Raw genomic sequence first — 22,978 nt, 5'->3', positions numbered from 1 at the left:
TCGCGCTGCCGGTCCAGAAAGGGTACGCGCCGAGCGCCACAGCACCGGGCGCAACGCCGAGCGACACCCCGGTCACTCGCCGCTCAGCCGGGGTGCAGCTCTTCGCCGATCTTGGTGATCAGCCGGCGTGACTCCTCCTCGTCCAGGGCCGCCCCGTCCAGGCCCGCCCAGACCTGCTCGTAGGCGGCCCACTCCGCCGGCCGGTCGAGGTAGAGCGCCCCGGTCAACGACTCCTGGTAGACCACCGGCGGGTCGGGGTCGGCGCGCAGGCCCAGCGGAAACTCCAGCAGCACGAACGAGCCGGTGAGCGCCCCGTCGTGCGCCGCGGCGGCCAGCGGCAGCACCCGGATCGACACCTGCGGCAGCAGGCTCGCCTCCGCCAGGTGCCGGAGTTGTCCGGCCGTCACCGCCGCGCCGCCCACCTTTCGCAGCAGCACCGCCTCGGCGAGCAGCACCTCGTAGCGCGGCGGTCGGGGCAGTCGCCGCCGGAGCAGGTCCTGCCGCCGCAGCCGCGCCTCGACCGGCTGTTCCCGCTCCTCGGGGGTCGCGCCGGGCCGGCGCGGGCAGGTCGCGGCGGCGTACGCCCGGGTCTGCAGCAGGGCGGGGACGAGCGCGCCGGCGTGCTCGCGGAGCCGGCACGCGGCGGACTCCAGGCCGCCGTAGAGGTCGAACCATTCGGGTACGGGGTCGCCGTACGCGTGCCACCAGCCCCTCCCCCGCGTCTCTCCGGCCAGCGCGACCAGCGCGGCGGTCAGCGCGCGCCGCGCCGCGTACAGCTCGCACATGGCCCGTACGTCGACTGCGCGCACCATGCCGAGGCCGCTTTCGATGCGCCACATCTTGTGTCGGCTGCACTCCAGCGCCTCGGCCGCCGCGTCCAGCGTCATGCACGCCGCGATGCGCAGCTCCCGCAGCACCCGCCCGAGGTGCCGGCGCGGCACGGACGAGCCGGTGGCCTCAACCATCGGAACCCGCCCGCCGCTGGCGGGGCACCCGCACCCGGTAGCGGTCCGCGCGCTGGTTGGGCGTCTCCGCCGCCCGCCGCGCGTGACCGGGCACGCCGTCGCACCGCGACGTCACCACCCCATCGGGTACGACGCCCTCGACCGTCCTGCGCCGCCAGCGCCCCGGGCCGTTCCCGTCGGGCACCACCTGCCCGGTCAGGTCCACCGCGACCGTCCCGGCCCGCAGAAACCACTTCCACCGCCTACCCATGCCGCCTCCCTCGCCGACTTGGAGAGATCCTAGCAAGCTTGTAAAGCCTGTAAAGACAGCATGGGGATGCTTTATACGTCCCCGAAATCGGCTGCTTTGCTGACCTCATGCCATACGCACAGCCACTCTGGCGACAGATCAGAGATGACCTGCGCGCGAAGATCAAGTCTGGCATCTACCCACCAGGGAGCAAGCTCCCCTCTGCGCGTCTCCTCGCCGAGGAGTACGACACGAGCCACGTGACCATCCGCCGTGCTCTCGACTCGATGATCGAGCTTGACGAACTGGTCGGCCGCGCGGGCATCGGTGTCTTCGTCGCTGGCCCGCCGCAGCAGACCTCGTAGCCCACTGCTCGACGAACCCGCAGGTCAGGGGTTCGCGCTGCCGTCTCCGAGGCGGTCGAGGTTGGCCAGGAGCGCTTCGATCTCGGCAGAGGCTGGACCGCCGCCTGCCTGGCCGGCGCGCTCAACCGTCAGTATCTGATGGACAGCGGCTTCCCGGTCAACATCCCGCAAGGCCGACCCCGGCCACAGCAGCGGAGGCGGGCTGCTTGCGCCGGGCGGTGGTCCTCAACTGCCGGATGGACGGCGGGTGCCGGTGACCACCGTGCGGGGCAGCCGACCCGCGCGGGAATGACCGGCCAGGGTGTCGCCGTCCACGACCACGTCGAAGTCGAGGTGCAGGCGCATCGGCCGGGTCACCGACTGCCGCCAGGTCACGCGGGCGTCGGCGCAGGTCACCGCCGCCAGCGCCACGGTCTCCGCCGCGGTCGACGCGGTGCCGGTGAGCGCGCCGCCGGTGTCGTGGAAGACGTAGGTGGCGCGCAGCGTGCCGATGGGGGTCCTCAGGCTGACGTCCCAGGTGCCGATGACGGGGTGTACCACCGTTCCTCCTCAGACCGGGACGGGAAGGTGGCCGGCGGCACGCCACACGGTGCCGCGTCGCTCGTAGGCGAAGAGGGTCTCCACGGCGTGCGCGACCCGGGGGCCGAACTCCCGTTCCAGGATGTGCAGCCCGAGGTCCAGGCCGGAGGTGACACCACCCGCGGTGACGAGGTCGCCGTCGTCGACGACCCGCGCCGGCACCGCGTGTACGCCGGTGGCGTCGAGCACGTCCATGCCGAGGTGGTGGGTCACCGCGTGGCGGCCCTCGATCAGACCGGCCATGGCCAGGGCGAGCGACCCGCCGCAGACGGCCGCCACCGTCACGTCGGGATTGTCGAGGGCGGCGCGCAGCAGCGGTACGGCCGCCGAGTCGGCGAACCGGGCCAGCAGCACGGGGATGGTCACCGCACCCTCGTCGGGGTCGCCGGTGCTCGGACCGCTGGCACCGGGCACCACGACGTAGCCCGGCCGGGTCGGGTCCAGCGTCCCGGTCGCCCGCAGCGTCAGGCCACGGGTGCCGCTGACCACCTCCCTCGGGCCCTGCGCCGAGACGAGTTCCACCGCCAGGGCGCCGCCGACGGCGTCGCCGCCGGCGGCGAGGACCTCGAAGGGCGCGACGACGTCGAGCGGGTCGAACCCGTCGAACAACACGATCTGTACCAACATGCCACCGATCCTCGGCTTCGCCGCCTGAACCGGCCAGTGGCACGATTGCCATCGTCCGACTGTTTCTTGCCGTCCGCCGACGATCCCGGGGAGGTGCCGTCGTGCACACCGTGGTGGTCCTGGCGCTGCCGGGCACGATCGCGTTCGACCTGGCCACCCCGATCGAGGTGTTGGGCCGGGTGTGGTTGCCGGGCGGCCGGGCCGGCTACCGGGTGCTGGTCTGCGGCAGCGGGCCGGTCGTCGACGCGGGCCCGCTGCGGCTGTCCGTCGACCACGGCCTCGACGCGCTCGCCGCCGCCGACACCGTCATCGTGCCCGGCCGGTACGACCCGGCCACGCCGGTGCCCGGCGCGGTGCTGGACGCGTTGCGGGCGGCTGCTGCCGTCGGCGTCCGGATCGCCTCGATCTGCGTGGGCGCGTTCACCCTCGCCGCCGCCGGGTTGCTCGACGGTCGACGGGCCACCACGCACTGGGCCGCCGCCGAACTGTTCCAGGCGATGTTCCCGGCCGTCCGGGTGGACCCGGCGGTGCTGTACGTCGACGCCGGCCAGTTCGTCACCTCCGCCGGGGCGACGGCGGGTGTGGACATGTGCCTGCACCTGGTCCGCCGGGACCACGGTGCCGCAGTCGCCGCCGACGCGTCCCGGCAGGCCGTGGCCCCGCTGCACCGCGACGGGGGGCAGGCGCAGTTCATCGTGCGCCCCGGCGTGGACCCCGGCGGGGCGGGTCTCGGCCCGGTCCTGCAATGGTGGGAGTCGCACGCGCACGAGCGGCTGACCCTGGCCGACGTGGCCGCCCGGGCCGGGCTCAGCGTGCGTACCCTCAATCGCCGTTTCCACGAGGAGACCGGCCGTACCCCGATGCAGTGGGTCGCCGCCGTGCGGATCCGCCGGGCGCAGGAGCTGCTGGAACGCACCGACCACGGTGTCGACCGGATCGCCCACCTCGTCGGTTTCGCCTCACCGGCGCACTTCCGGGTCCAGTTCAAGCGGCTCAGTGGAGTCTCACCGCAGGTGTACCGCAGGACCTTCGTCGCCGGGCGGGTGCCCGGCTGAGCGGGGGCCTTCGTTCGTCGTCCCCGTGCGACCCCGGCCGGCTTCCCGCACGCACGGTAGGAGGCCGGACCCCCGTCGGTGGGGCATACCGGCAGGCCGGGACGATCCGGCCCGGCGGAATGCCCGACATTCGCCATTCGTAATGGTCACTGTCCGCCACCACCGTCATGACCCACTGACCTCAACGGGTGTTAAGTCGACGCTCATTCCCGGCACATGGTTGACGGCCCGCATCCCGAGGGCAATCATGTTGTTCACCGGATTCCCGGCCCGCGCAAATGTCGGATCTGGTAGTTGTTCCGGCGTTTCGACGCGGTTGCCGCGAGGCGGATGCCCCGTGCGCAATTCCCTGTCGATCCGGTCGGGAAAACTGCCGCAGGCAGTCAGGAGCACACCGGTGAACGGGAACGACGAAGATCCCGCGCCGACCCGGCCCCGGCCGGCTTCACACGGCGCTGAGCTGCATGAACGGCTTGCCCTGCACGGTGGCGCACCGATCCGCCGCACCCCCTGGCCCACCTACGACAAAGGCGCGGTGCACGTCTGCTCCGACGACGAGGAAGCGGCGATGCGCGCTATCCGCAGTCACCTCTATTTCCGCTACGACCACCGCACCGAGGCGGAAACAGAGTGCGGGCAGTTCGAGGCGGAACTGTGCCGCTATTTCGGTACCCGGCACGCCCTCGCCGTATCCAGTGGCACCGCCGCGCTCGCCCTGGCGATCATGGGTGCCGCCGTTCCGCCCGGCTCATTGGTGGCCTGCCCGGGATTCACTTTCGTCGCCACCCCGAGCGCCATCGTGCTGGCCGGGTGCCGACCATTCCTGGTCGAGGTGGACGACGACCTGCGGATGGACCTCGACGACCTGCGCCGCCGCTGGCGACCGGAGATCAAGGCGATCCTCGTGGTGCACATGCGCGGTTTCGCCGCCGACGTCGCCGCGCTGGCCGCCTTCGCCGCCGAGATGGGCGTACCGCTGATCGAGGACGCGGTGCCCGCGCTCGGCGCCGAACTGCACGGCCGCAAGCTCGGCACGTTCGGCGTGGCCGGGGCGTTCAGCACCCAGTCCGACAAGGCGCTCAACTGCGGTGAGGGCGGCTTCCTGGTCACCGACGACAGCACCCTGTTCGGCCGGGCGGTGGCGCTGTCCGGGGCGTACGAGGGGCGGCTGCGGCGGCACTTCCCCGGCACCGAGCCACCCGTCGACGGGTTGGACCTGCCCCTGCTCAGCCTGCGGATGGATGAGATCCGGGCCGCTCTGCTGCGCGCCGAGCTGACCCGGCTGCCGCAGCGGCTGGCGCTGTTCCACCGCAACTACGCCCAGGTCAGCGGCGCGCTGGCCGACCTGCCGGGGATCGCTATCCGCAACCCGGTCGCGCCCGGGGCGTACCTCGGTGAGGCGTTCGTGTTCCGGGTGCCCGGCGGCGACGCCGGCTGGTTCGCCCGCGCCCTGCGCGCCGAGGGCATCGACGCCCGCAACATCGGCGCGGACGACGACCTCAACGTGCGGGCCTTCTGGAACTGGCGGTTCATGTACGACGACCGTGACCCGGCACGGATCCGGGCCGCCCTGCCACGCACCGCCCGGCTGCTGGCCGAGACGGTCGACGTGCCGCTGTCGTCCAGCCTGACCCCCGACGACTGCGACCAGCTGATCCGCGCGGTCCGCAAGGTCGCCGCCGCGGCGGGGACGCCCGGCGGCGCGGCACCGGACGGATCGCTCCCGGCGGCCGTCGGGGTGGAGCCGGTGCGGGCATGACCACCGCCCCGACCCGGGACACCACCGTCCCCCGGCTGGCGATGGTGGGCATCTTCGGTGGCCTCTTCGCCGGCTACCTGGGGCTCACCGCGGTCATCCCGGTGCTCCCGGCGTTCCTGCGCGACCGGCACGACGCCGGGGACTTCACCGTCGGCCTGGTGGTCACCGTGACGGCGGTGACCGCGCTGCTGGTCCGCCCGGTCGCGGGCGCGTTGGCCGACCGGTACGGCCACCGCACGGTGATGCTGACCGGGGCGCTGGCCGTCGCCGCCGGGGGCCTGCTCTACCTGCTGCCGTTGGGCGTGCCCACGCTGGTCGCGGTGCGGCTGCTGCTCGGGGCCGGGGAGGCCGCCCTGTTCACCGCCGGTGCGGTGTGGACGGTGGCGTTGGCCCCGCACCACCGGCGCGGCCAGCTCATCGGCCTGTACGGGGTGAGCATGTGGGGCGGCATCTCCGCCGGCACGTTCCTCGGGGCGACCCTGCAACAGGTCTCCTTCACCGCGGTGTGGGTGCTCAGCGCCGCCGCGCCGCTGCTCGCCGCCGGGCTGGTCGCCGTGGTGCCGACGCCGCCCCGGACCGCCCCGGGCGGCGGTGGCGGTGGCCTGCTGCTGCGTCCGGCGCTGCTGCCCGGGATCGCGCTGACCCTCGGCGCGGCCGGTTACGCCGGGCTCGCCGCGTTCGTGGTGCTGCACCTCGACGCCCGCGACATCGGGCACGGGGTGGTGGTGCTGAGCTGCTTCAGCGCCGTCTACGCCGGCACCCGGCTGGTCATCGGGCACCTGCCCGACCGGCTGGGCCCGCGCCGGGTGGCCGCCTGGTGCGGGGTCGGCGAGGCGGTCGGGCTGGCCGTCGTCGCGGTCGCCCCGAACCTGCCGGTCGCGGTGGCCGGCAGCGTGGTCATGGGGGTCGGCTTCTCGCTGCTGCACCCGTCGCTGGCGCTGATGGTGATGGACCGGACCGACCCGGCCCGGCAGGGCGCGGCGATCGGCGCGTACACCTCGTTCTGGGATCTGGGGCTCGCGGTGTGGGGGCCGGTCACCGGCCTGGTCGCCGCCGGCTTCGGCTACCCGGCGGTCTTCGTCGTCGGCGCGGCCTGCGCGCTGGTCGCGGCGGCCCTGGCGGTACGCATCGGCCGCCCCCGCACACCCACGGAGGTACCCGCCGGATGAGCGAGCCGTTGACCGTCCTGTGTATCACCGGCTGGTGCCGCAACGGCAGCACCATCATCGGCAACGTCCTCAACGAGGTGCCCGGCTTCTTCCACGTCGGTGAGCTGCACTTCCTGTGGAAGAACGCCACCGGCCGCGGGGTCAACGACAGGTGCGGCTGCGGCGAGGCGTTGACCGGCTGCCCGATCTGGTCGACGGTGCTGCCGATCGGCCGGCCCGCCGGGACGTCCCCGGACGCGCACGCCGCGACGGTGATCCGGCGGCAGTGGTCCCGGGTGCGTACCCGGCACACCTGGCGGGTGCTGCGGCGCGGCCTGTACGACGACGAGATCCGCGCGCACGCCGACCTGATGGGCCGGGTCTACCACGGCATCGCCGAGCGGACCGGGGCACGGGTGATCGTGGACACCACGAAGATCCCCGGCGAGGCGGCGCTGCTGGCGCACCTGCCCGGCATCCGGCCGTACTACGTGCACCTGGTCCGCGACCCCCGGGCGGTGGCGCACTCGTGGCGGGAGCCCAAGCAGTACGTCTACGCGATGTCCGCCGCCCGCAGCACCGGCTACTGGCACGGCTTCAACCGGGCCGCCGCCGCGATCACCCGTCGGTACCCGGACCGGTCGATGTTCCTGCGCTACGAGCAGTTCACCGCCGACCCGGCCGGCACCGTCGACGCGCTGCTGCGGCTCTGCGCCGCCGACCCGGCCGGCAACCCCGTGCGTGACCGCACCGTGCACCTGCACACCAACCACACGGTCACCGGGAACCCGGACCGGTTCCGCACCGGGCCGACGCTCATCCGGGACTCCGACGACGGCTGGCGGCGCACCCTGTCCCCCGGCCGGCGGTGGGCCGCGACCGCGCTGGCCTGGCCGCTGTTCGGCCGCTACGGCTACCGCTCCCCCGGCCCCGCGACGGTCGGCAGCACATCGGACAACGGGAGGTAACAGTCGTGGATCTCGGGCTGAAGGGGCGGGTCGCCCTGGTCGCGGGTGGCACCAGCGGCATCGGGTTGGCCTGCGCGAAGGAGTTCGCCGCAGAGGGCGCCCAGGTGGCGATCTGCGGACGCGACCCGCACCGGCTGGAAGCCGCGCAACGGGAGGTGGCGCAGGTGGCGACCGGTCGGGTCAGCGCCACCAGCGTCGACCTCACCGACCCCGACGCGGCCCGCGACTGGGTCGACGCGGTCGCCGCCGACCTGGGCGGGGTGCACGTGCTGGTGGCCGGCGGCGGCAGCCCGCCGGTCGGCACCGCCGGCGGTTTCGCCGTCGACGACTACCGGGCCGCCGTGGACCGGGTGCTGCTGCCGGCGGTGGCGCTGGCCACCGCCGCGCTGCCGCACCTGCGGGCCGCCGGCTGGGGACGGCTGCTGTTCGTCGCCTCCGAGACGGCCTGCGTGCCGATCGGGCCGCTGGTGCTCTCCGGGGTGACCCGGGCGGCGCTGGTCCGGTTCGCCCAGGGCCTCGCCGTCGACGTGGGCCGCGACGGCATCACCGTCAACGTGCTCGCCCCGGGCGGGGTACGGACCCCGCCGATGGAACGCGCCGCCGCCCGGCTCGCCACCGACGGCGACGTGGAGGCCCGGCTGGCGGCGATGGGCCACCACAGCGCGGTGGGCCGGCTGGCCCGGCCGGACGAGGTGGCCGCGGTGGCCGCCTTCCTGGCAAGCGAGCGGGCCTCCTTCGTCACCGCCGGGGTGCACCTGATCGACGGCGGGGCCGCCGCGACCGGCCCGGAGCTGCCCCACCTGACCGGCGTCGGCAGGAACACCTACGCCTGAGCCCGCCCACACCCCCGCCCGCCCCGCGCACGAAGGAGTGCCGCATGTCCACGACCAGCCAGTTCACCGAACGGGACGTCTCCGAGTTCTTCGACCAGACCACCCAGACGTACCTCAGCTTCTGGGACAGCGAGGGGGTGCTGCACACCGGCTACTTCGCCGACGCCGACGACACCGACTACCCGGCGGCGGCCGACCGGACGTCCGACATCCTGGCCACCGAGGCCGGCATCGACGCGTCCTCGACGGTGCTGGACGTCGGCTGCGGCTGCGGCAACTTCCTGCTGCGGCTGGCCGGGCGCACCGGCTGCCGGGGCGAGGGGCTGGACCTGAGCATCGAACGGGTCCGCTTCGCCCAGACCAAGCTGGCCGAACGCGGGGGTGGCCTGCCGGTCGCCTTCCGGCACGGCTCGGCCACCGCCATGCCGTACGCCGACGGCAGCTTCAGCCACGTGGTCAGCCAGGACGCGCTGTTCCTGGTGCCGGACAAGGCGCGCAGCCACGCGGAGATGTTCCGGGTGCTCACCCCCGGCGGGACGCTGGCCGTCACCGACTTCCTGCAACCCGTCGCCGAGGTCGGCGAGGCGGCCCGCCGGCACGTCTACGACCGGGTGCGGTGGAGCAGCGGCTACTCCCTCGACGGCTACCGGGAGGCGTTGACGGCGGCCGGGTTCGAGGTGACCGTCGCCCGCAGCCTCGACACGCACATCCGCCAGACGTACCGGGTGCTCGGGGAGACCGCCCGGCAGCGGGCCGCCGCAAGCGTCGACGAGGCGGCCCGGCGGTGGATCCTCGGCTTCGCCGCCTCCTGCGACGAGATCCAGGCGGCGATCGACCGGGGCGAGTTCGGCTGGGGCATGTTCGTCGCCCGCAAGCCGGCCTGACCGGCCGCACCGACCCGCGTACCAGCTTCGCAACCAGGAGGGCAACCATGCAGCGCACCGACGCCGTCAAGCGGACGATCGCCGAGGTCGTCGCCGAACGCAGGACCCAGATGTCGCCAGGCGGGTTGTTCGTCGAGGCGTTCGCCAAGGACGGTTTCGACACCAGTGTCGACTACGACGTCACCATCACCGACTCGCTGACCAGCTCCCGGCGCAAGCCCCGCTACCCGTCGCGGAACATGCTCAAGGTGGTGGACCTGTCCCGGGAGCCGCAGGAGTTCTACTGGCACGAGAGCCCACCGCGCCCCGGTGACCCCGTCGTGGACGGCGCGGACCTGCGCCGGGAGGCCGCCAACCACTTCCACCGCTCCCCCATCCCGCAGCTGCTGACCACCCGGGCCTGGGTGCAGGTGCCCGACGAGCTGTGGGCCGACCCGGTGGGTTTCGCCCAGTTCATCGACTACCGCCTGGTGGTGCGGCTGGCCACCGCCGAGAACCACACCATCCTGCGCGGCGAGGGCGGGCTGCTGAACATGCCGCAGCTCGGCCGGCTCACCGACCCCGCGCCGTTCGCCTCGACCATTCTGGCCGCCTGCAACGAGGTGGAGCAGATGGGCAGCACCGCCGACGGCCTGATCATCAACCCGGCCGACTACTACCGGCTGCTCGGCGAGGGGCACCTGATGCGCGACGTGGAGGACAACGGCGTGTTCATCGTCCGGACCCGGCTGGTCGACCCGGGCACCGCGATCGTCGGCGACTTCGGCCACGGCGCGGTGCTCTTCGACGCCGGCCGGTCGACCATCCGGTTCGCCGAGCCGCCGCCGGGCACCTTCGCCGAGCCGGGTCGGGCGTTGTGCGCCGAGATCTGGGAACGGGTCGTGGTCAACCTGCCCACCTGCTTCTTCGTCGTCACCCTGTAGCGGGGGCCGACATGGCGACCACGCCCGCGCCGCACGACGTACCCGCACGGTCCGATCCCGACGTCCTGGTCGTCGGCGCGGGCGTGGCCGGGCTGTTCTGCGCCTGGTTCCTGCGCCGGGCCGGGCTGAGCGTGACCGTGGTGGACCGGGGCGAGGTCGGCGACCCGGCCGCCTGCTCGTCGGGCAACACCGGCTTCGTCGGCACCCAGGGGGCCGCCCCGCTGGCCGAGCCGGGGGTGCCGGCGAAGGGGCTGCGCTGGTTGCTCCACCCGGACAGCCCGTTCCACGTCCGGCCCCGGCCCGACCGGGAGCTGCTGACCTGGCTGTGGCACTTCCGCCGCAACTGCACGCAACGGCAGGCCCGCGCCGGCTTCGAGGTGCTGCTCGACCTCAAGCAGCGCAGCCTGGCCATCCTGCGGGAGGTCTGCGCCCACGACGAGCTGGCCGGCACCCTCACCGCCCGCGGCATGCTGCTGGCCTGCCGTACTTCCGAGGGGTACGCGCAGGCGCGGGCGTCGGTGCCGGCGGCGGTGGCCCGGGGGGTGCCGCTGCGTACCGTGGACCGGGCGGAGCTGGCCCGGCTGCAACCGGGCGTCGAGTTCGCCGTCGCCGGGGCGCTGCTCAACGAGGAGGGCGCCGCGCTACGTATCCCGGCGTTCCTGGTCGCGTTCGCCCGGCTGTTGCGGGCCGCCGGGGTGGAGATCCTCACCGACACCGAGGTACGCGGCTTCGACACCGTCGGCCGTCAGGTCCGCGCCGTGCGCACCAGCCGGGGCGACCTGCGCCCCGGCGAGGTGGTGCTCGCCGCCGGGGTGTGGTCGGTGGCGTGCGCCAGGCAGTTGGGCGTCGGCCTGCTGCTGCAACCCGCCAAGGGGTACGCGGTGACCGTCGACGCCGGCCCGGCCACCCCGACCCTGCCGGTTCTGCTCAGTGAGGGGAAGGTGGCCGTCATGCCGTTGGGCGACCGGATACGGCTGGCCGGGACGCTGGAGTTGACCGGCCTGGACACCAGCGTGTCCCCGCGTCGGGTCGACGGCATCCGGCGCACCGTGCGGTCGTACCTGCCGGGGTGCGACACCGGGGGCCGGGTGCAGGTGTGGAGCGGGCTACGGCCGTGCACCCCGGACAGCCTGCCGCTGATCGGCCGGCTCGGGTCGTACGGCAACGTCAGCGTCGCGACCGGGCACGGGCACATCGGGATGGGGATCGCCCCGGCCGGCGGGCGGCTGCTCGCCCAGCTCGTCACCGGGGCGACGCCGGACGTGCCACTGGCGACGTTCGCGGTGGACCGGCACCGGCGGGGGCACCGGTGAACGCCCCCACGATCGGGGTGCTCTGCCTGCAGACCAGCTTCGACAAGATCCCCGGCCACATCCGCAACCCGGCGACGTTCGACTTCCCGGTGGTGTACCGGGTCGTCGAGGGGGCCACCCCGCAACGGCTGGTCCGCGAGGCCGACCCGACCCTGCTCACACCGTTCGTCACGGCGGCCCGGGACCTGCAGGGCGCCGGGGTCGCCGCGATCACCGGGGCGTGCGGTTTCCTGGTGCTGTTCCAGGCCGAGCTGGCCGCCGCCGTGGACGTGCCGCTGCACTCGTCGAGCCTGCTCCAGCTGCCGATGGTGCACCGGATGCTCGGTCCGGGCCGGACGGTCGGGGTGCTGACCGCCGACGCGGCGGCGCTGACCCGCCGGCACCTGGCCGCGGTCGGCGCGCAGGACGTGCCGGTCCGGGTGGCCGGCATGGCCGACGCGCCGGAGTTCCGCGAGGTGATGCTGGAGGGTCGACGCGACGCCCTCGACGTCGACCGGTTGGCCGCCGAGGTGGTGGCGCGGGCGGATGCCCTGGCCGGGCCGGACCTGGGGGCGGTGGTCATCGAGTGCACCGACCTGGTGCCGTTCGCGTACCTGGTCCAGGCCCGGCTCGGGGTGCCGGTCTACGACATCGTCACCCTGACCACGATGGTCCACGCCGGCCTGGCCCGGCACCCGTACGCCGACCGCCGGTAGGTCTCGTTCCCCGTTCCGCCGGGCGGCCGGGTCCCCTGGGGACCCGGCCGACCGGCGGTCTTTTGTGGCTTCCCACAGGTAGCGCGGCGGTCGCGTCGGGCCGGGGCCGACGCCGGGGCCGATCCGCAGGTGATGCGGTATTCACGATTTCAAACTCCGCCATTGTCACGAGTTTCCGGCCGGATCCTCACCGTCGGTCGATGACGCATCGCACTGTGCGCGACGGCCCGCCGATCGCAGGATTGACGTCAACCGATCAGGGGATGGGAGGCAGCCGAGATGGACGACAGATACGACTCGTACTGCGCGGTCGATCCGCTCTTCTACGACTCGTTGTCCAGCGCGAGCGCCACCGCCACCGGCATCGGCTACGCCACCGACCGCCCGCAGCCGGCGGACTGGGAACGCGAGGTCAAGGACGACTGGCTGATCCACGCGCCGGTCGGCGGCACCCTGCCCGCCCAGGGCTGGAAGATCCACGTCTCGGCCCGGCTGGACAACGCCGAGCGGGTCCTCGCCCGGGTGATGGACTACTGCGAGCCGCGCGGCATCCCGTTCAAGCACCTGCGCGGCCCCCGGATGCTGCTGATGCGCAACAGCAAGTACGCCCGCCGGGGCGGCAGCGGCAAGTTCGTCACCGTCTACCCCCGTGACGACGCCGAGCTGGAGCTGACCGCCAAGGAGCTGGCGGCGCTGCTCGACGGCGAGCAGGGCCCCTACATCCTCAGCGACCTGCGCTACGGCGACGGCCCGGTCTACCTGCGCTACGGCGGTTTCGCCGCCCGTTTCTGCCTCTCACCCGAGGGGCAGGTGGTGCCCGCCATCGCCGACGCCACCGGGACCCTGGTGCCCGACCGCCGCGACCCGGTGTTCCACCTGCCCGACTGGGTGACCCTGCCGGACTTCCTCGCCCCGCACCTGGCCGCCCGCAACGCCGCCAGCACCACCGAGCTGCCCTACCGGATCGAGAAGGTCATCCACTTCTCCAACGGCGGCGGCCTGTACGAGGCGCGGGACACCCGGACCGACACCCGGGTGGTGCTGAAGGAGGCCCGCCCGTACGCCGGCCTCGACGCCACCGGCGCGGACGCGGTGACCCGGCTGCGCCGGGAGGCCACCGTGCTGCGCCAACTCGCCGACGTCCCGCACCTGGTGCGGGTGCACGACGAGTTCAGCTTCGGCGGGCACGAGTTCCTGGCCCTGGAGTTCGTCGAGGGCCGCCCGCTCAACCAGGTCGTCGTGCAGCGCTACCCGCTGGTGCACCCGGACGCCGACCGCGCCGGCTACACCCGCTGGGCGCTGGACGTGCACCGGCAGGTCGCCGAGGCGGTCGAGGCCATCCACGCGCACGGCATCGTCTACGGCGACCTGCACATGTTCAACATCATGGTCGGCGACGACGGCGCGGTCACCCTGATCGACTTCGAGGTCGCCGCCCCGGCCGCCGAGGCGAGCCGCCCGGCGCTGCGCAACCAGGCGTTCGCCGCGCCCCGCGACCGGGTCGGCCCCGACGTCGACCGGTACGCCCTGGCCTGCCTGCGGCTCGCCCTGTTCCTGCCGCTGACCGCGATGCTGCGGCTGGCCCCGGACAAGGCGGCGCACCTGGCCGACGTGGTGGCCGAGCACTTCCCGGTCGACCGGACGATCCTCGACGAGACCGTCGCGGTGATCGTCGGCGACCCGCCGGCCACCGGCACGGCGACCCCGACGGCACCCGCAGCGGCGAGCCGGCTGGACCCGGACGTGGTGCGGGTCGACCCGGACGACTGGCCCGGCCTGCGCGACCGGCTGGTCCGGGCGATCACCGCCAGCGCCACACCGCACCGCGACGACCGGCTCTTCCCCGGTGACATCCGGCAGTTCAGCGGCAACGACGGCGGGCTGAACCTCGCCCACGGCGCGGCCGGGGTGCTCTGGGCGCTGCACGCCACCGGCGCGCCCGTCGACCCCGACCACGTCCGCTGGCTGATCGACCGGGTCCGGGAACCCGCCTCCGGCAGCCGACTCGGCCTCTTCGACGGGCTGCACGGGGTGGCGTACGTGCTGGACCTGCTCGGCCAGCGCGACGAGGCCCGCCGGCTGCTCGACCGCTGCCTCGGCGAGCCGTGGACGGAACTCGGCAACGACCTGGTGGGTGGGCTGCCCGGCATCGCGCTGAACCTGACCCACTTCGCCACGCTGACCGGCGAGGACCGCTACGAGGCCGCCGCCCGACAGGCCGTCGACCTGGTCGTCGACCGGCTCGGTGACGTCGACTCGGTGGCCGAGGTCAGCGGCGGCCGGCACCCGTACGCCGGGCTGATGCGCGGCGGCGCGGGAGTGGCCCTGATGCTGCTGCACCGGTACGAGCGGGAACCCGACGCACGGCTACTCGACCACGCCGAGACCGCGCTGCGGCAGGACCTGCGCCGCTGCGTGCGCCGCGACGACGGGCACCTGGAGGTCAACGAGGGCTGGCGGACCATGCCGTACCTCGCGGAGGGCAGCGTCGGGGTGGGGCTGGTGCTCGACCGGTACCTGCGCCACCGTCCCGACGAAGCGCTGCGCGAGCAGGCCGACGCGATCCGCCGCTGCGCCGACTTCCCGTTCTACGCCCAGTCCGGGCTGTTCGCCGGACGCGCCGGCATCGTGGCCTACCTGGCCGCCCGGGGCGAGTACGACGTGGCCCACGACCAGGCACGCCTGCTGGGTTGGCACGCCCTGCCGTACGCCGGTGGCACCGCCTTCCCCGGCGACCAGTTGCTGCGGCTGTCGATGGACCTGGCCACCGGCACGGCCGGCGTGCTGGCCGCCGTGGCCGCCAGCCGACCCACCGATCCGGTCCGGTTGCCGCTGCTGGCGCCGACCGGCGACCCCACCCCGGCCGCCTGACGGCCCACCCGCTCCCCGGGGGTCACCCCGGGGCCACCCGACCCGACGACTGTGGAAAGGAGGAAAGACATGGCCCTGCTCGACCTTCAGGGGATGGAGCTGCCGGCCGCCGAGCGCACCGGCGGTGGTAGCCGGGCGAGTCTGCTGCTCTGCGGCGACAGCTCGCTGAGCGTCACCACCTGCAACTGAACCGACGGTCGTCGACCCGACGACCCGACCGGATTCACACCAGGCACATCCGCACCGAACACCGACAGAAAGAGGTAAGACCATGGCTCTGCTCGACCTCCAGGCGATGGAACTGCCGGCCACCGAGCGCACCGGCGGCGGCAGCCAGGCCAGCCTCCTGCTCTGCGGCGACAGCTCGCTGAGCGTCACCACCTGCAACTGATCGACCGGTATCGCATGGCCCCGGACCGGCACCTGCCGGTCCGGGGCCGCGCGGCGTGGGAGGGGACGCGATGACACCGACCGACCGGCTCCTGCTGCGGGCCGTCCGCGCGGCCGGCTGGTGGACCCCGACGCTGGCCGTGGTCACCGTGGCCGGCACGGTCGCCGAGCTGGCCCTGCCGGCCGTGCTGGGCCGGGCCGTCGACGCCGCCGTCGGCACCGCGCCGCAGGGCTCCCCCGACCGGTGGCTGGCCGCCGTCGTCGGGTTGATCGCGCTGCTGGTCGTCGTCGGCGTCGTGCGGGACTACGGCACCGGCGCGGCCACCGCCCGGTCGGTGGCCCACCTGCGGCACACCCTGGTCCGGCACCTGTTCGCCCTCGCCCCGCAGACCGCCGCCCGCCGCCCGGTGGGTGACCTCGCCGGACGGGTGGTGGGCCAGGTCGCCGACGCCGGTCAGGCCGCCCCGACACTGGTCACGGCCGCCACCGTGGCGCTGCCGCCGGTGGGCAGCCTGGTGGCGCTCACCCTGATCGACCCGTGGCTCGGCGTCACCTTCGTCACGGGGCTGCTCCTGCTCGGTCTGCTGCTGCGCGGCTTCGTCGCCGACGCCTCCGCCGCCGTCGCCGGCTACCAGCAGGCCCAGGGCGAGCTCGCCGGGCGGCTGGTGGAGGCACTGGCCGGAGCACGCACCATCGCCGCCGCCGGCACCGGGGAACGGGAGGTCGACCGGGTGCTGACCCCGCTGGTCGCGCTGCACCGGCACGGGGCACGGACCTGGACGGTGCTCGCCGGCGCGGCCACCCGGGGCGCGGTGCTCAACCCGCTGCTCCAGGTCGCGATCGTCGCCGTCGGCGGGTTGTCGCTGACCGCCGGCCGGTTGACCCCCGGGGAACTGCTGGCCGCCATCCAGTACGCCGCCCTCGGCGCGGGCCTCGGCACCGTGGTCGCCGCCCTCAACACCGCCGTCCGGGTACGCGCCGGCTGCCGCCGGGCCGCCGACGTGCTCACCGAACCCGCCCGCCCGTACGGCGTCCGACCCCTGCCGTGCGGGCCGGGCACCCTGGAACTACGCGGTGTCACCGTCCGCGACGCCGACGGCCTGGCCCTGCTCGACCGGGTGGACCTGCGGGTGCCCGGCGGCACGCTGCTGGTCGTCGTCGGCACCTCCGGTGCGGGCAAATCCCTGCTCGCCGCCGTCGCCGGCCGGTTGCGCGACCCGGACGACGGGGTGGTGCTCCTGGACGGTGTGCCGCTGCCGGAACTGGCCCCGGCCGCCCTGCACGCCGCGATCGGCTACGGGTTCGAACGTCCGGTGCTCGTCGGCGACACGGTGGGTGCCGCCCTCGGGGCCGGCGCGGACCCGGTACCGCTGGCCCGCGCCGCCGCCATCCACGACTTCGTCGAACGGCTGCCCGAGCGGTACGGCACCCCGCTGGCCGAGGTCGCCATGTCCGGTGGTGAACGGCAACGGCTCGGACTGGCCCGCGCGTTGCGCGCCGAACGGCTGCTGATCCTCGACGACGCCACGTCCAGCCTGGACACCGCCACCGAGTACCAGGTGACCCGGGCGCTGACCGGGCCGGGTGACCGGCGTACCCGGGTGGTGGTCAGCCACCGGCTCGGCATGGCCGCCCGCGCGGACCTGGTCGCGTGGGTGGCCGACGGGCGGATCCGCGCCGTCGACCCGCACCGGACGCTGTGGGCCGACCCCGACTACCGGGAGGTGTTCCGGTCGTGACCACGGTCGTCGGCGTGACCCGGGCCGCGCTGCGGAACCGGCGGGCGCAACTGTGGCGGTTGGCCGGCTGGTCGGCCGCCGAGGTGCTGCCGGCCGCCCTGTCCGGGCTGTTCACCGCGCGGGCCGTGGACAGCGGCTTCCTGGCCGGGCGGCCAGGCGTCGGGCTGGCCTGGCTGGCCCTGCTGGGGCTGGCGGTGCTGGTCGGCGCGGCCGGCACCAACCGGTCGTACGCGCTGCTCGGCGCGGTGGTGGAGCCGTTCCGCGACGACCTGCTGCGTCGGGTGGTGCGCGGCGCGGTGGCCGGCGCGGCCGGCGGCCGGGCCGACGACGCGGCGGTGGCCCGGCTCACCCACCAGGTGGAACTGGTCCGGGACACCTACGCCGGCCTGCTGATGGTGGTGCGGGGCTTCCTGTTCGCCCTCGGCGCCGCCGTGCTCGGCCTGTTCTCGCTGGCCGCCCCGGTGGCGCTGCTGGTCGCGGTGCCGGTGCTGGCCGGTCTCGGGCTGTTCGCCGTGGCGCTGCCGGTGATGGTGGCCCGGCAGCGGGAGTACGTGCTGGCCGACGAGCAGCTCGGCCGGGCCGTGGTGACCGCGGTGAGCGGCCACCGCGACGTCACCGCCAGCGGGGCCCGCGACCAGGTCACCGGGTGGGTCGGCGGGTCCGTCGACGCGCAGGCCCGGGTGGAACGTCGACTGGCCACCATGGCGGCGACCCGCAGCCTGAGTCTCGCGCTGGGCGGTTGGCTGCCGGTGCCGGCGCTGCTGCTGGCCGCGCCGTGGCTGGTCCGTCAGGGGCTGGGGCCGGGCGCACTGCTCGGCGCGCTCGTCTACGTCACGCGGGGGGTGCAGCCGGCGCTGCACAGCCTGGTGCAGGGCGTCGCCGCCGGTGGCCTCCGGTTCGCCGTCACCCTGGACCGGCTGCTGCGTACCGCCGCTGCGGCCGACACCGCTCCGGCCGACAGCCACCGGGCCGGGTCGCTGCCCCGCCCCGCACCGCAGCGAACCGGGGCCGCGTTGTCGCTACGCGGGGTGACCTTCCGGTACGGCCCGCACGCCGATCCGGTGCTCGACGGGCTCGACCTCGAGGTACCCGTCGGGGACCACCTGGTGATCGTCGGGGCCAGCGGGATCGGCAAGTCGACCCTGGCGGGGCTGATCGCCGGGGTGCTGTACCCCCAGGCGGGAACCGTCCACGTCGGGGGGTCGCCGGTGGGCGGGGTGACGCCCGGCGAACTGGCGCAGCGGCGGGTGCTCATCCCCCAGGAGGCGTACGTCTTCACCGGCACGCTCCGCGACAACCTCGGCTACCTGGCCCCCGGCGTGCCGGACGACGTGATGGACCGGGCGGCGGCCCGGCTGGGACTGACCGGGTTGCTGACCCGGCTCGGCGGGTACGAGGCGACGCTGCGCCCGGCGGACCTGTCGGCCGGGGAGCGGCAGCAGGTGGCGTTGCTGCGGGCCTGGCTCTCCCCCGCCCCGTTGACCATCCTCGACGAGGCGACCTGTCACCTGGACCCGGCCACCGAGGCGCGGCTGGAGACGGCTTTCGCCGCCCGGCCCGGCACGCTGGTGGTGATCGCCCATCGGGTCAGTTCGGCGCTGCGGGCGCGGCGGGTCCTGCTGCTCGACGGGCGGACCGCGCTGCTGGACACCCATCAGGGGCTGCTGGAACGCTCAGCGGCCTACCGTGCCCTGGTCGGCTACGGTGAGACGGAACCGTCGGACACCGCCACCTTCTGGACGGCATCGGGCGGGACGTCAGCGGCGGCCCGCACCTGAGTGCCCCGCAGCGGTGCCGGCGGGCACGCCGGGCGCCGGGATCGGGTGGGTACCGGTCACAGCCAGCCGGATTCCCGGGCGATCCGCACCGCTTCCCAGCGGGTCCGCGCTCCGGTTTTCGCCATGATCCGCGACAGGTGGTTGCGCACGGTGCCGGCCGACAGCACCAGCCGTTCGGCGATCTCCTGGACCGGGTGCCCCTCGGCGACCACGTCGAGCACCTCCCGCTCCCGGTTGGTCAACGGGTTGTCGGCGACCTCGAGGGCGGCGACCACCAGGTCGGGGTCGAGGACGACCCGTCCCTCGGCGAGCTGCCGTACCCCGTCGACGATCCGGCCGGGTGGCACGTCACGGCTGAGGAAGCCGATGCGGTGGCCGTGCTCGGCGAGCACCGGCCCGAGCCGGCCGGCCCGTCGCTGTTCGACGAGAACCAGTAGCGCACCCACGGGCGTGGTCGCCGGCTCCGTCGACGAGTGCGGCGGCGGGGCGCTGGTCGGGACGGCGGACCTGCCACCGGCACCCGGCGTGGTCTCGACGACGGGTTCCGCGACGCCCAGGGTGGCCAGCCGCACCAGTTCCGTCACGGTCAACATGTCGAACTCGACCACGGCCACGTCGGGCCGCTCGGCCCGGACCGCCGCGCGCAGGTGGTGTGGACTGTCCACCTCACCCACGATCTCGATGTCGTGCTCGGCGGCGAGCAGTTGGGCGAGTGCGCCCCGGAGGAGCCCACCCTGGAGGGCAAGCAATGTGCGAACCATAAGCGACTCCCGAGATGATGCCCGTGTTGACGAAATGTGTGCGGTCGATGACGCACGGTTCGGAATCTTATTGAATCCGTAACTGGTTCGACACCCCTTCCCACGGGTGGTCAGATCCACCCCGCGTCCTGAGCCCGCTGAACCGCTTCCCACCGGTTGCGGGCACCGGTCTTGCGGAGCACCGCGGACAGGTGGTTGCGGACGGTGCCCGGCGCCAGGTGCAGGTGACCGGCTATCTCCTTGGTGGACATTCCCCGGGCGGCCGCGGCGGTCACCTCGCGCTCCCGCTCGTTGAGGGGATTGACCGCAGCGTCCAGTGCGGCCAGGGCGGTCACCGGGTCGATCATCCGCTGCCCCTCCGCGACCAGACGGAGCTGGTCCAGGAGTTCCTGGGGCGGGACGTCCTTGGCGATGATCCCCCGGGCCCGGGCCCCGAGGGCCCGACGCAGCACCCGGGCGGTCCGCCGGGAGGTCAGCACCACCACCGCACACCCCGGCACCCGGGCATGCCACCGCGCGGCGAGCACGGCGGGGTCCTCGATCGCATCGAGATCGACGAGGACGACCTGGGGACGCCGGGTGACGACTCCCTCCGTCAGGTGGTGGTCGGGATCGCTCTCGCCGGCCAACTCGAATCCGGGGGCGGCGGCCAGGACCGCCGCCAGGGCGGTACGCAACAGTCCCGGCGGCCCCACCACGACGACACGAATCGTCGTTTCATCGTTTTCTGCCGCCCGGTCCGGACCCGACGATGACTGTTTTCCGCTCGTCAGTTCGTCCATCCGTCACATTTTCCCAAAGGGAGGCGGCAGCAGTCGCGATTGTCGGAATGACGACCCGTTTCCGGCCAGCGGGAAAACGGTCGAAATGCATCAGGCCGCCGGAGGGCGCAGATTCTTGCGGAGACAACAGTTGAGGCCAACCCCATCAGGGGTTGGCCTCAACTGAAAGGTTGTCCGGCGGTGTCCTACTCTCCCACACCCTCCCGAGTGCAGTACCATCGGCGCTGGAGGGCTTAGCTTCCGGGTTCGGAATGTTGCCGGGCGTTTCCCCTCCGCCATGACCGCCGTAACACTATGAACATATCAAACAACACACACACCCACATTGCGGGGGGTTGTTCGATGTTTGTTCAGAGTTACACAGTGGACGCGTAGCAGCCTTGTTATCAAGTCCTCGGCCTATTAGTACCGGTCAACTCAACCCGTTACCGAGCTTACATTTCCGGCCTATCAACCCAGTCGTCTAGCTGGGGGCCTTACCCCCACAAAGTGGGGTGGGATACCTCATCTTGAAGCAGGCTTCCCGCTTAGATGCTTTCAGCGGTTATCCCTTCCGAACGTAGCTAACCAGCCGTGCCCCTGGCGGGACAACTGGCACACCAGAGGTTCGTCCGTCCCGGTCCTCTCGTACTAGGGACAGCCCTTCTCAAGTATCCTACGCGCACGGCGGATAGGGACCGAACTGTCTCACGACGTTCTAAACCCAGCTCGCGTACCGCTTTAATGGGCGAACAGCCCAACCCTTGGGACCTGCTACAGCCCCAGGATGCGACGAGCCGACATCGAGGTGCCAAACCATCCCGTCGATATGGACTCTTGGGGAAGATCAGCCTGTTATCCCCGGGGTACCTTTTATCCGTTGAGCGACACCGCTTCCACACGCAAGTGCCGGATCACTAGTCCCGACTTTCGTCCCTGCTCGACCTGTCAGTCTCACAGTCAAGCTCCCTTGTGCACTTGCACTCAACACCTGATTGCCAACCAGGCTGAGGGAACCTTTGGGCGCCTCCGTTACCCTTTAGGAGGCAACCGCCCCAGTTAAACTACCCACCAGACACTGTCCCTGAACCGGATAACGGTCCGAAGTTAGATACCCAAATCAACCAGAGTGGTATTTCAAGATTGCCTCCACCCATACTGGCGTACAGGTTTCACCGGCTCCCACCTATCCTACACAAGTCCATTCAGATACCAATGTCAAGCTATAGTAAAGGTCCCGGGGTCTTTCCGTCCTGCCGCGCGTAACGAGCATCTTTACTCGTACTGCAATTTCGCCGGGCCTGTGGTTGAGACAGTGGGGAAGTCGTTACGCCATTCGTGCAGGTCGGAACTTACCCGACAAGGAATTTCGCTACCTTAGGATGGTTATAGTTACCACCGCCGTTTACTGGCGCTTAAGTTCTCCGCTTCGCCCCGAAGAGCTAACAGGTCCCCTTAACGTTCCAGCACCGGGCAGGCGTCAGTCCATATACATCGAATTACTTCTTCGCATGGACCTGTGTTTTTAGTAAACAGTCGCTTCCCCCTGCTCTCTGCGGCCATACAACGCTCCACCCGCACGGGGCTTCACGTCTCCGGCCCCCCTTCTCCCTAAGTTACGGGGGCAATTTGCCGAGTTCCTTAACCACAGTTCGCCCGATCGCCTCGGTATTCTCTACCTGACCACCTGTGTCGGTTTGGGGTACGGGCCGCTCGAAACTCGCTAGAGGCTTTTCTCGGCAGCATAGGATCACTGACTTCACCTGAATCGGCTCGGCATCACGTCTCAGCCCCATGACATGCGGATTTGCCTACATGTCGGCCTACACGCTTACCCCGGCACAACCACCGGCCGGGATCAGCTACCTTCCTGCGTCACCCCATCGCTTGACTACTACCCGCCAGGTTCCCACGCTCCCCAACATCCGTCCGAAGACATCAGCCAGCTCGGGTGGTTAGCACAACGAGGTTCATCACGGGCGCTCCTTCGCGGGTACGGGAATATCAACCCGTTGTCCATCGACTACGCCTCTCGGCCTCGCCTTAGGTCCCGACTCACCCAGGGCGGATTAGCCTGGCCCTGGAACCCTTGGTCATCCGGCGGAAGGGTTTCTCACCCTTCTTTCGCTACTCATGCCTGCATTCTCACTCGTGCCGCGTCCACAACTAGGTCACCCCGCTGCTTCACCCCCGGCACGACGCTCCCCTACCCATCCACACACCTGCACGCACCATCAAGGGCACGCGAAGTTAAAATGTGAATGCCACAGCTTCGGCGGTGTGCTTGAGCCCCGCTACATTGTCGGCGCGGAACCACTTGACCAGTGAGCTATTA

At 72.4% G+C, this 22,978-nt stretch carries 22 protein-coding genes and 2 rRNA genes (1 of these 24 cut by a window edge); 15 read left to right on the top strand and 9 right to left on the bottom strand.

All coding sequences use genetic code 11. From position 1 onward, the window contains the following. Positions 1-83 precede the first annotated feature (83 nt). Together ACN260_RS13405 and ACN260_RS13400 are read right to left on the bottom strand one after the other, a co-directional pair. Positions 84-965 carry a helix-turn-helix domain-containing protein gene (locus ACN260_RS13405; RefSeq protein WP_422756273.1) on the bottom strand — a complete coding sequence of 294 codons (882 nt, stop codon included), beginning with the start codon at positions 963-965 and terminating at the stop codon, positions 84-86. Beyond that, positions 958-1,215 (bottom strand): hypothetical protein, encoded by a 258-nt coding sequence (locus tag ACN260_RS13400; RefSeq protein WP_422756272.1) that lies wholly within the window; start codon positions 1,213-1,215, stop codon positions 958-960. The genes ACN260_RS13405 and ACN260_RS13400 overlap by 8 nt, the downstream gene beginning before the upstream one ends. Before the next feature lie 107 nt (positions 1,216-1,322). Here ACN260_RS13400 and ACN260_RS13395 point away from each other — a divergent pair, with 107 nt between their 5' ends. Beyond that, positions 1,323-1,559 (top strand): GntR family transcriptional regulator, encoded by a 237-nt coding sequence (locus tag ACN260_RS13395; RefSeq protein ID WP_422756271.1) that lies wholly within the window; start codon positions 1,323-1,325, stop codon positions 1,557-1,559. Positions 1,560-1,784: 225 nt separating this feature from the next. Here ACN260_RS13395 and ACN260_RS13390 read toward each other — a convergent pair whose 3' ends face one another. Continuing rightward, a complete protein-coding gene (locus ACN260_RS13390) occupies positions 1,785-2,099 on the bottom strand; it encodes a hypothetical protein (protein ID WP_422756270.1) in 315 nt (104 codons plus the stop codon). Positions 2,100-2,108: 9 nt separating this feature from the next. Continuing rightward, complete coding sequence (locus ACN260_RS13385) at positions 2,109-2,765, bottom strand: DJ-1/PfpI family protein (protein ID WP_422756269.1); 657 nt, start codon at positions 2,763-2,765, stop codon at positions 2,109-2,111. Positions 2,766-2,866: 101 nt separating this feature from the next. Between ACN260_RS13385 and ACN260_RS13380 the strand changes: the two genes are divergently transcribed. Next, positions 2,867-3,820, top strand: coding sequence for a GlxA family transcriptional regulator (locus tag ACN260_RS13380; RefSeq protein WP_422756268.1), 954 nt, complete (start codon positions 2,867-2,869; stop codon positions 3,818-3,820). Positions 3,821-3,985: 165 nt separating this feature from the next. Here the strand turns inward: ACN260_RS13380 and ACN260_RS13375 are convergent, their stop codons facing one another. Continuing rightward, the gene (locus tag ACN260_RS13375) at positions 3,986-4,213 is read right to left on the bottom strand and encodes a hypothetical protein (RefSeq protein ID WP_422756267.1); all 228 of its coding nucleotides are present in this window, start codon (positions 4,211-4,213) and stop codon (positions 3,986-3,988) included. A 4-nt stretch (positions 4,214-4,217) separates the two neighbouring features. On the opposite strand from ACN260_RS13375, the gene ACN260_RS13370 reads away from it, so the two are divergent. The 13 genes from ACN260_RS13370 to ACN260_RS13310 all read left to right on the top strand — a co-directional run bounded on the left by ACN260_RS13370 (position 4,218) and on the right by ACN260_RS13310 (position 19,121). Next, positions 4,218-5,579, top strand: coding sequence for a DegT/DnrJ/EryC1/StrS family aminotransferase (locus tag ACN260_RS13370; protein WP_422756266.1), 1,362 nt, complete (start codon positions 4,218-4,220; stop codon positions 5,577-5,579). Next, entirely contained in the window at positions 5,576-6,748 is a 1,173-nt protein-coding gene (locus tag ACN260_RS13365) for an MFS transporter (RefSeq protein WP_422756265.1), read from the top strand. The genes ACN260_RS13370 and ACN260_RS13365 overlap by 4 nt, the downstream gene beginning before the upstream one ends. Further along, positions 6,745-7,695 carry a sulfotransferase gene (locus tag ACN260_RS13360; RefSeq protein ID WP_422756264.1) on the top strand — a complete coding sequence of 317 codons (951 nt, stop codon included), beginning with the start codon at positions 6,745-6,747 and terminating at the stop codon, positions 7,693-7,695. Before ACN260_RS13365 ends, ACN260_RS13360 begins: the two co-directional genes overlap by 4 nt. Positions 7,696-7,700: 5 nt before the next feature. Beyond that, on the top strand, positions 7,701-8,528 hold the full coding sequence (locus ACN260_RS13355) for an SDR family NAD(P)-dependent oxidoreductase (protein ID WP_422756263.1): 828 nt from the start codon (positions 7,701-7,703) through the stop codon (positions 8,526-8,528). 44 nt (positions 8,529-8,572) lie between these two features. Further along, on the top strand, positions 8,573-9,412 hold the full coding sequence (locus ACN260_RS13350; RefSeq protein WP_422756262.1) for a class I SAM-dependent methyltransferase: 840 nt from the start codon (positions 8,573-8,575) through the stop codon (positions 9,410-9,412). 47 nt (positions 9,413-9,459) lie between these two features. Beyond that, positions 9,460-10,335, top strand: a complete 876-nt coding sequence (locus tag ACN260_RS13345; RefSeq protein ID WP_422756261.1) for a family 3 encapsulin nanocompartment shell protein — start codon at positions 9,460-9,462, stop codon at positions 10,333-10,335. Between the two features lie 11 nt (positions 10,336-10,346). Continuing rightward, the gene (locus ACN260_RS13340; protein WP_422756260.1) at positions 10,347-11,648 is read left to right on the top strand and encodes an NAD(P)/FAD-dependent oxidoreductase; all 1,302 of its coding nucleotides are present in this window, start codon (positions 10,347-10,349) and stop codon (positions 11,646-11,648) included. After that, positions 11,645-12,343, top strand: a complete 699-nt coding sequence (locus ACN260_RS13335; protein ID WP_422756259.1) for an aspartate/glutamate racemase family protein — start codon at positions 11,645-11,647, stop codon at positions 12,341-12,343. The genes ACN260_RS13340 and ACN260_RS13335 overlap by 4 nt, the downstream gene beginning before the upstream one ends. Before the next feature lie 279 nt (positions 12,344-12,622). Beyond that, positions 12,623-15,214, top strand: a complete 2,592-nt coding sequence (gene lanKC, locus ACN260_RS13330) for a class III lanthionine synthetase LanKC (RefSeq protein ID WP_422756258.1) — start codon at positions 12,623-12,625, stop codon at positions 15,212-15,214. Positions 15,215-15,283: 69 nt separating this feature from the next. Then, a complete protein-coding gene (locus ACN260_RS13325; protein WP_088647629.1) occupies positions 15,284-15,403 on the top strand; it encodes a SapB/AmfS family lanthipeptide in 120 nt (39 codons plus the stop codon). 82 nt (positions 15,404-15,485) lie between these two features. Further along, the gene (locus tag ACN260_RS13320; protein ID WP_067312693.1) at positions 15,486-15,605 is read left to right on the top strand and encodes a SapB/AmfS family lanthipeptide; all 120 of its coding nucleotides are present in this window, start codon (positions 15,486-15,488) and stop codon (positions 15,603-15,605) included. A 70-nt stretch (positions 15,606-15,675) separates the two neighbouring features. After that, entirely contained in the window at positions 15,676-17,343 is a 1,668-nt protein-coding gene (locus tag ACN260_RS13315; protein ID WP_422756257.1) for an ABC transporter ATP-binding protein, read from the top strand. Beyond that, positions 17,340-19,121 carry an ATP-binding cassette domain-containing protein gene (locus ACN260_RS13310; RefSeq protein WP_422756256.1) on the top strand — a complete coding sequence of 594 codons (1,782 nt, stop codon included), beginning with the start codon at positions 17,340-17,342 and terminating at the stop codon, positions 19,119-19,121. Before ACN260_RS13315 ends, ACN260_RS13310 begins: the two co-directional genes overlap by 4 nt. Positions 19,122-19,177: 56 nt before the next feature. On the opposite strand, the gene ACN260_RS13305 is transcribed toward ACN260_RS13310, so the two are convergent. The 4 genes from ACN260_RS13305 to ACN260_RS13290 form a co-directional block, all read right to left on the bottom strand. Then, complete coding sequence (locus ACN260_RS13305) at positions 19,178-19,882, bottom strand: LuxR C-terminal-related transcriptional regulator (protein ID WP_422756255.1); 705 nt, start codon at positions 19,880-19,882, stop codon at positions 19,178-19,180. Positions 19,883-19,992: 110 nt separating this feature from the next. Beyond that, on the bottom strand, positions 19,993-20,580 hold the full coding sequence (locus ACN260_RS13300) for a LuxR C-terminal-related transcriptional regulator (protein WP_422756254.1): 588 nt from the start codon (positions 20,578-20,580) through the stop codon (positions 19,993-19,995). A 256-nt stretch (positions 20,581-20,836) separates the two neighbouring features. Continuing rightward, positions 20,837-20,953: ribosomal RNA gene (gene rrf, locus ACN260_RS13295) — 5S ribosomal RNA — on the bottom strand. A 93-nt stretch (positions 20,954-21,046) separates the two neighbouring features. Next, a 23S ribosomal RNA gene (locus ACN260_RS13290) occupies positions 21,047-22,978 on the bottom strand (it continues 1,177 nt past the right edge of the window).

This window comes from Micromonospora sp. WMMD708 (genome assembly GCF_049315245.1).
In the GTDB taxonomy this organism is placed as follows: Bacteria; Actinomycetota; Actinomycetes; order Mycobacteriales; family Micromonosporaceae; genus Micromonospora; species Micromonospora wenchangensis.
Note: the sequence above shows the minus strand (reverse complement) of the source record. Positions and strands in the feature narration are given on the sequence as shown.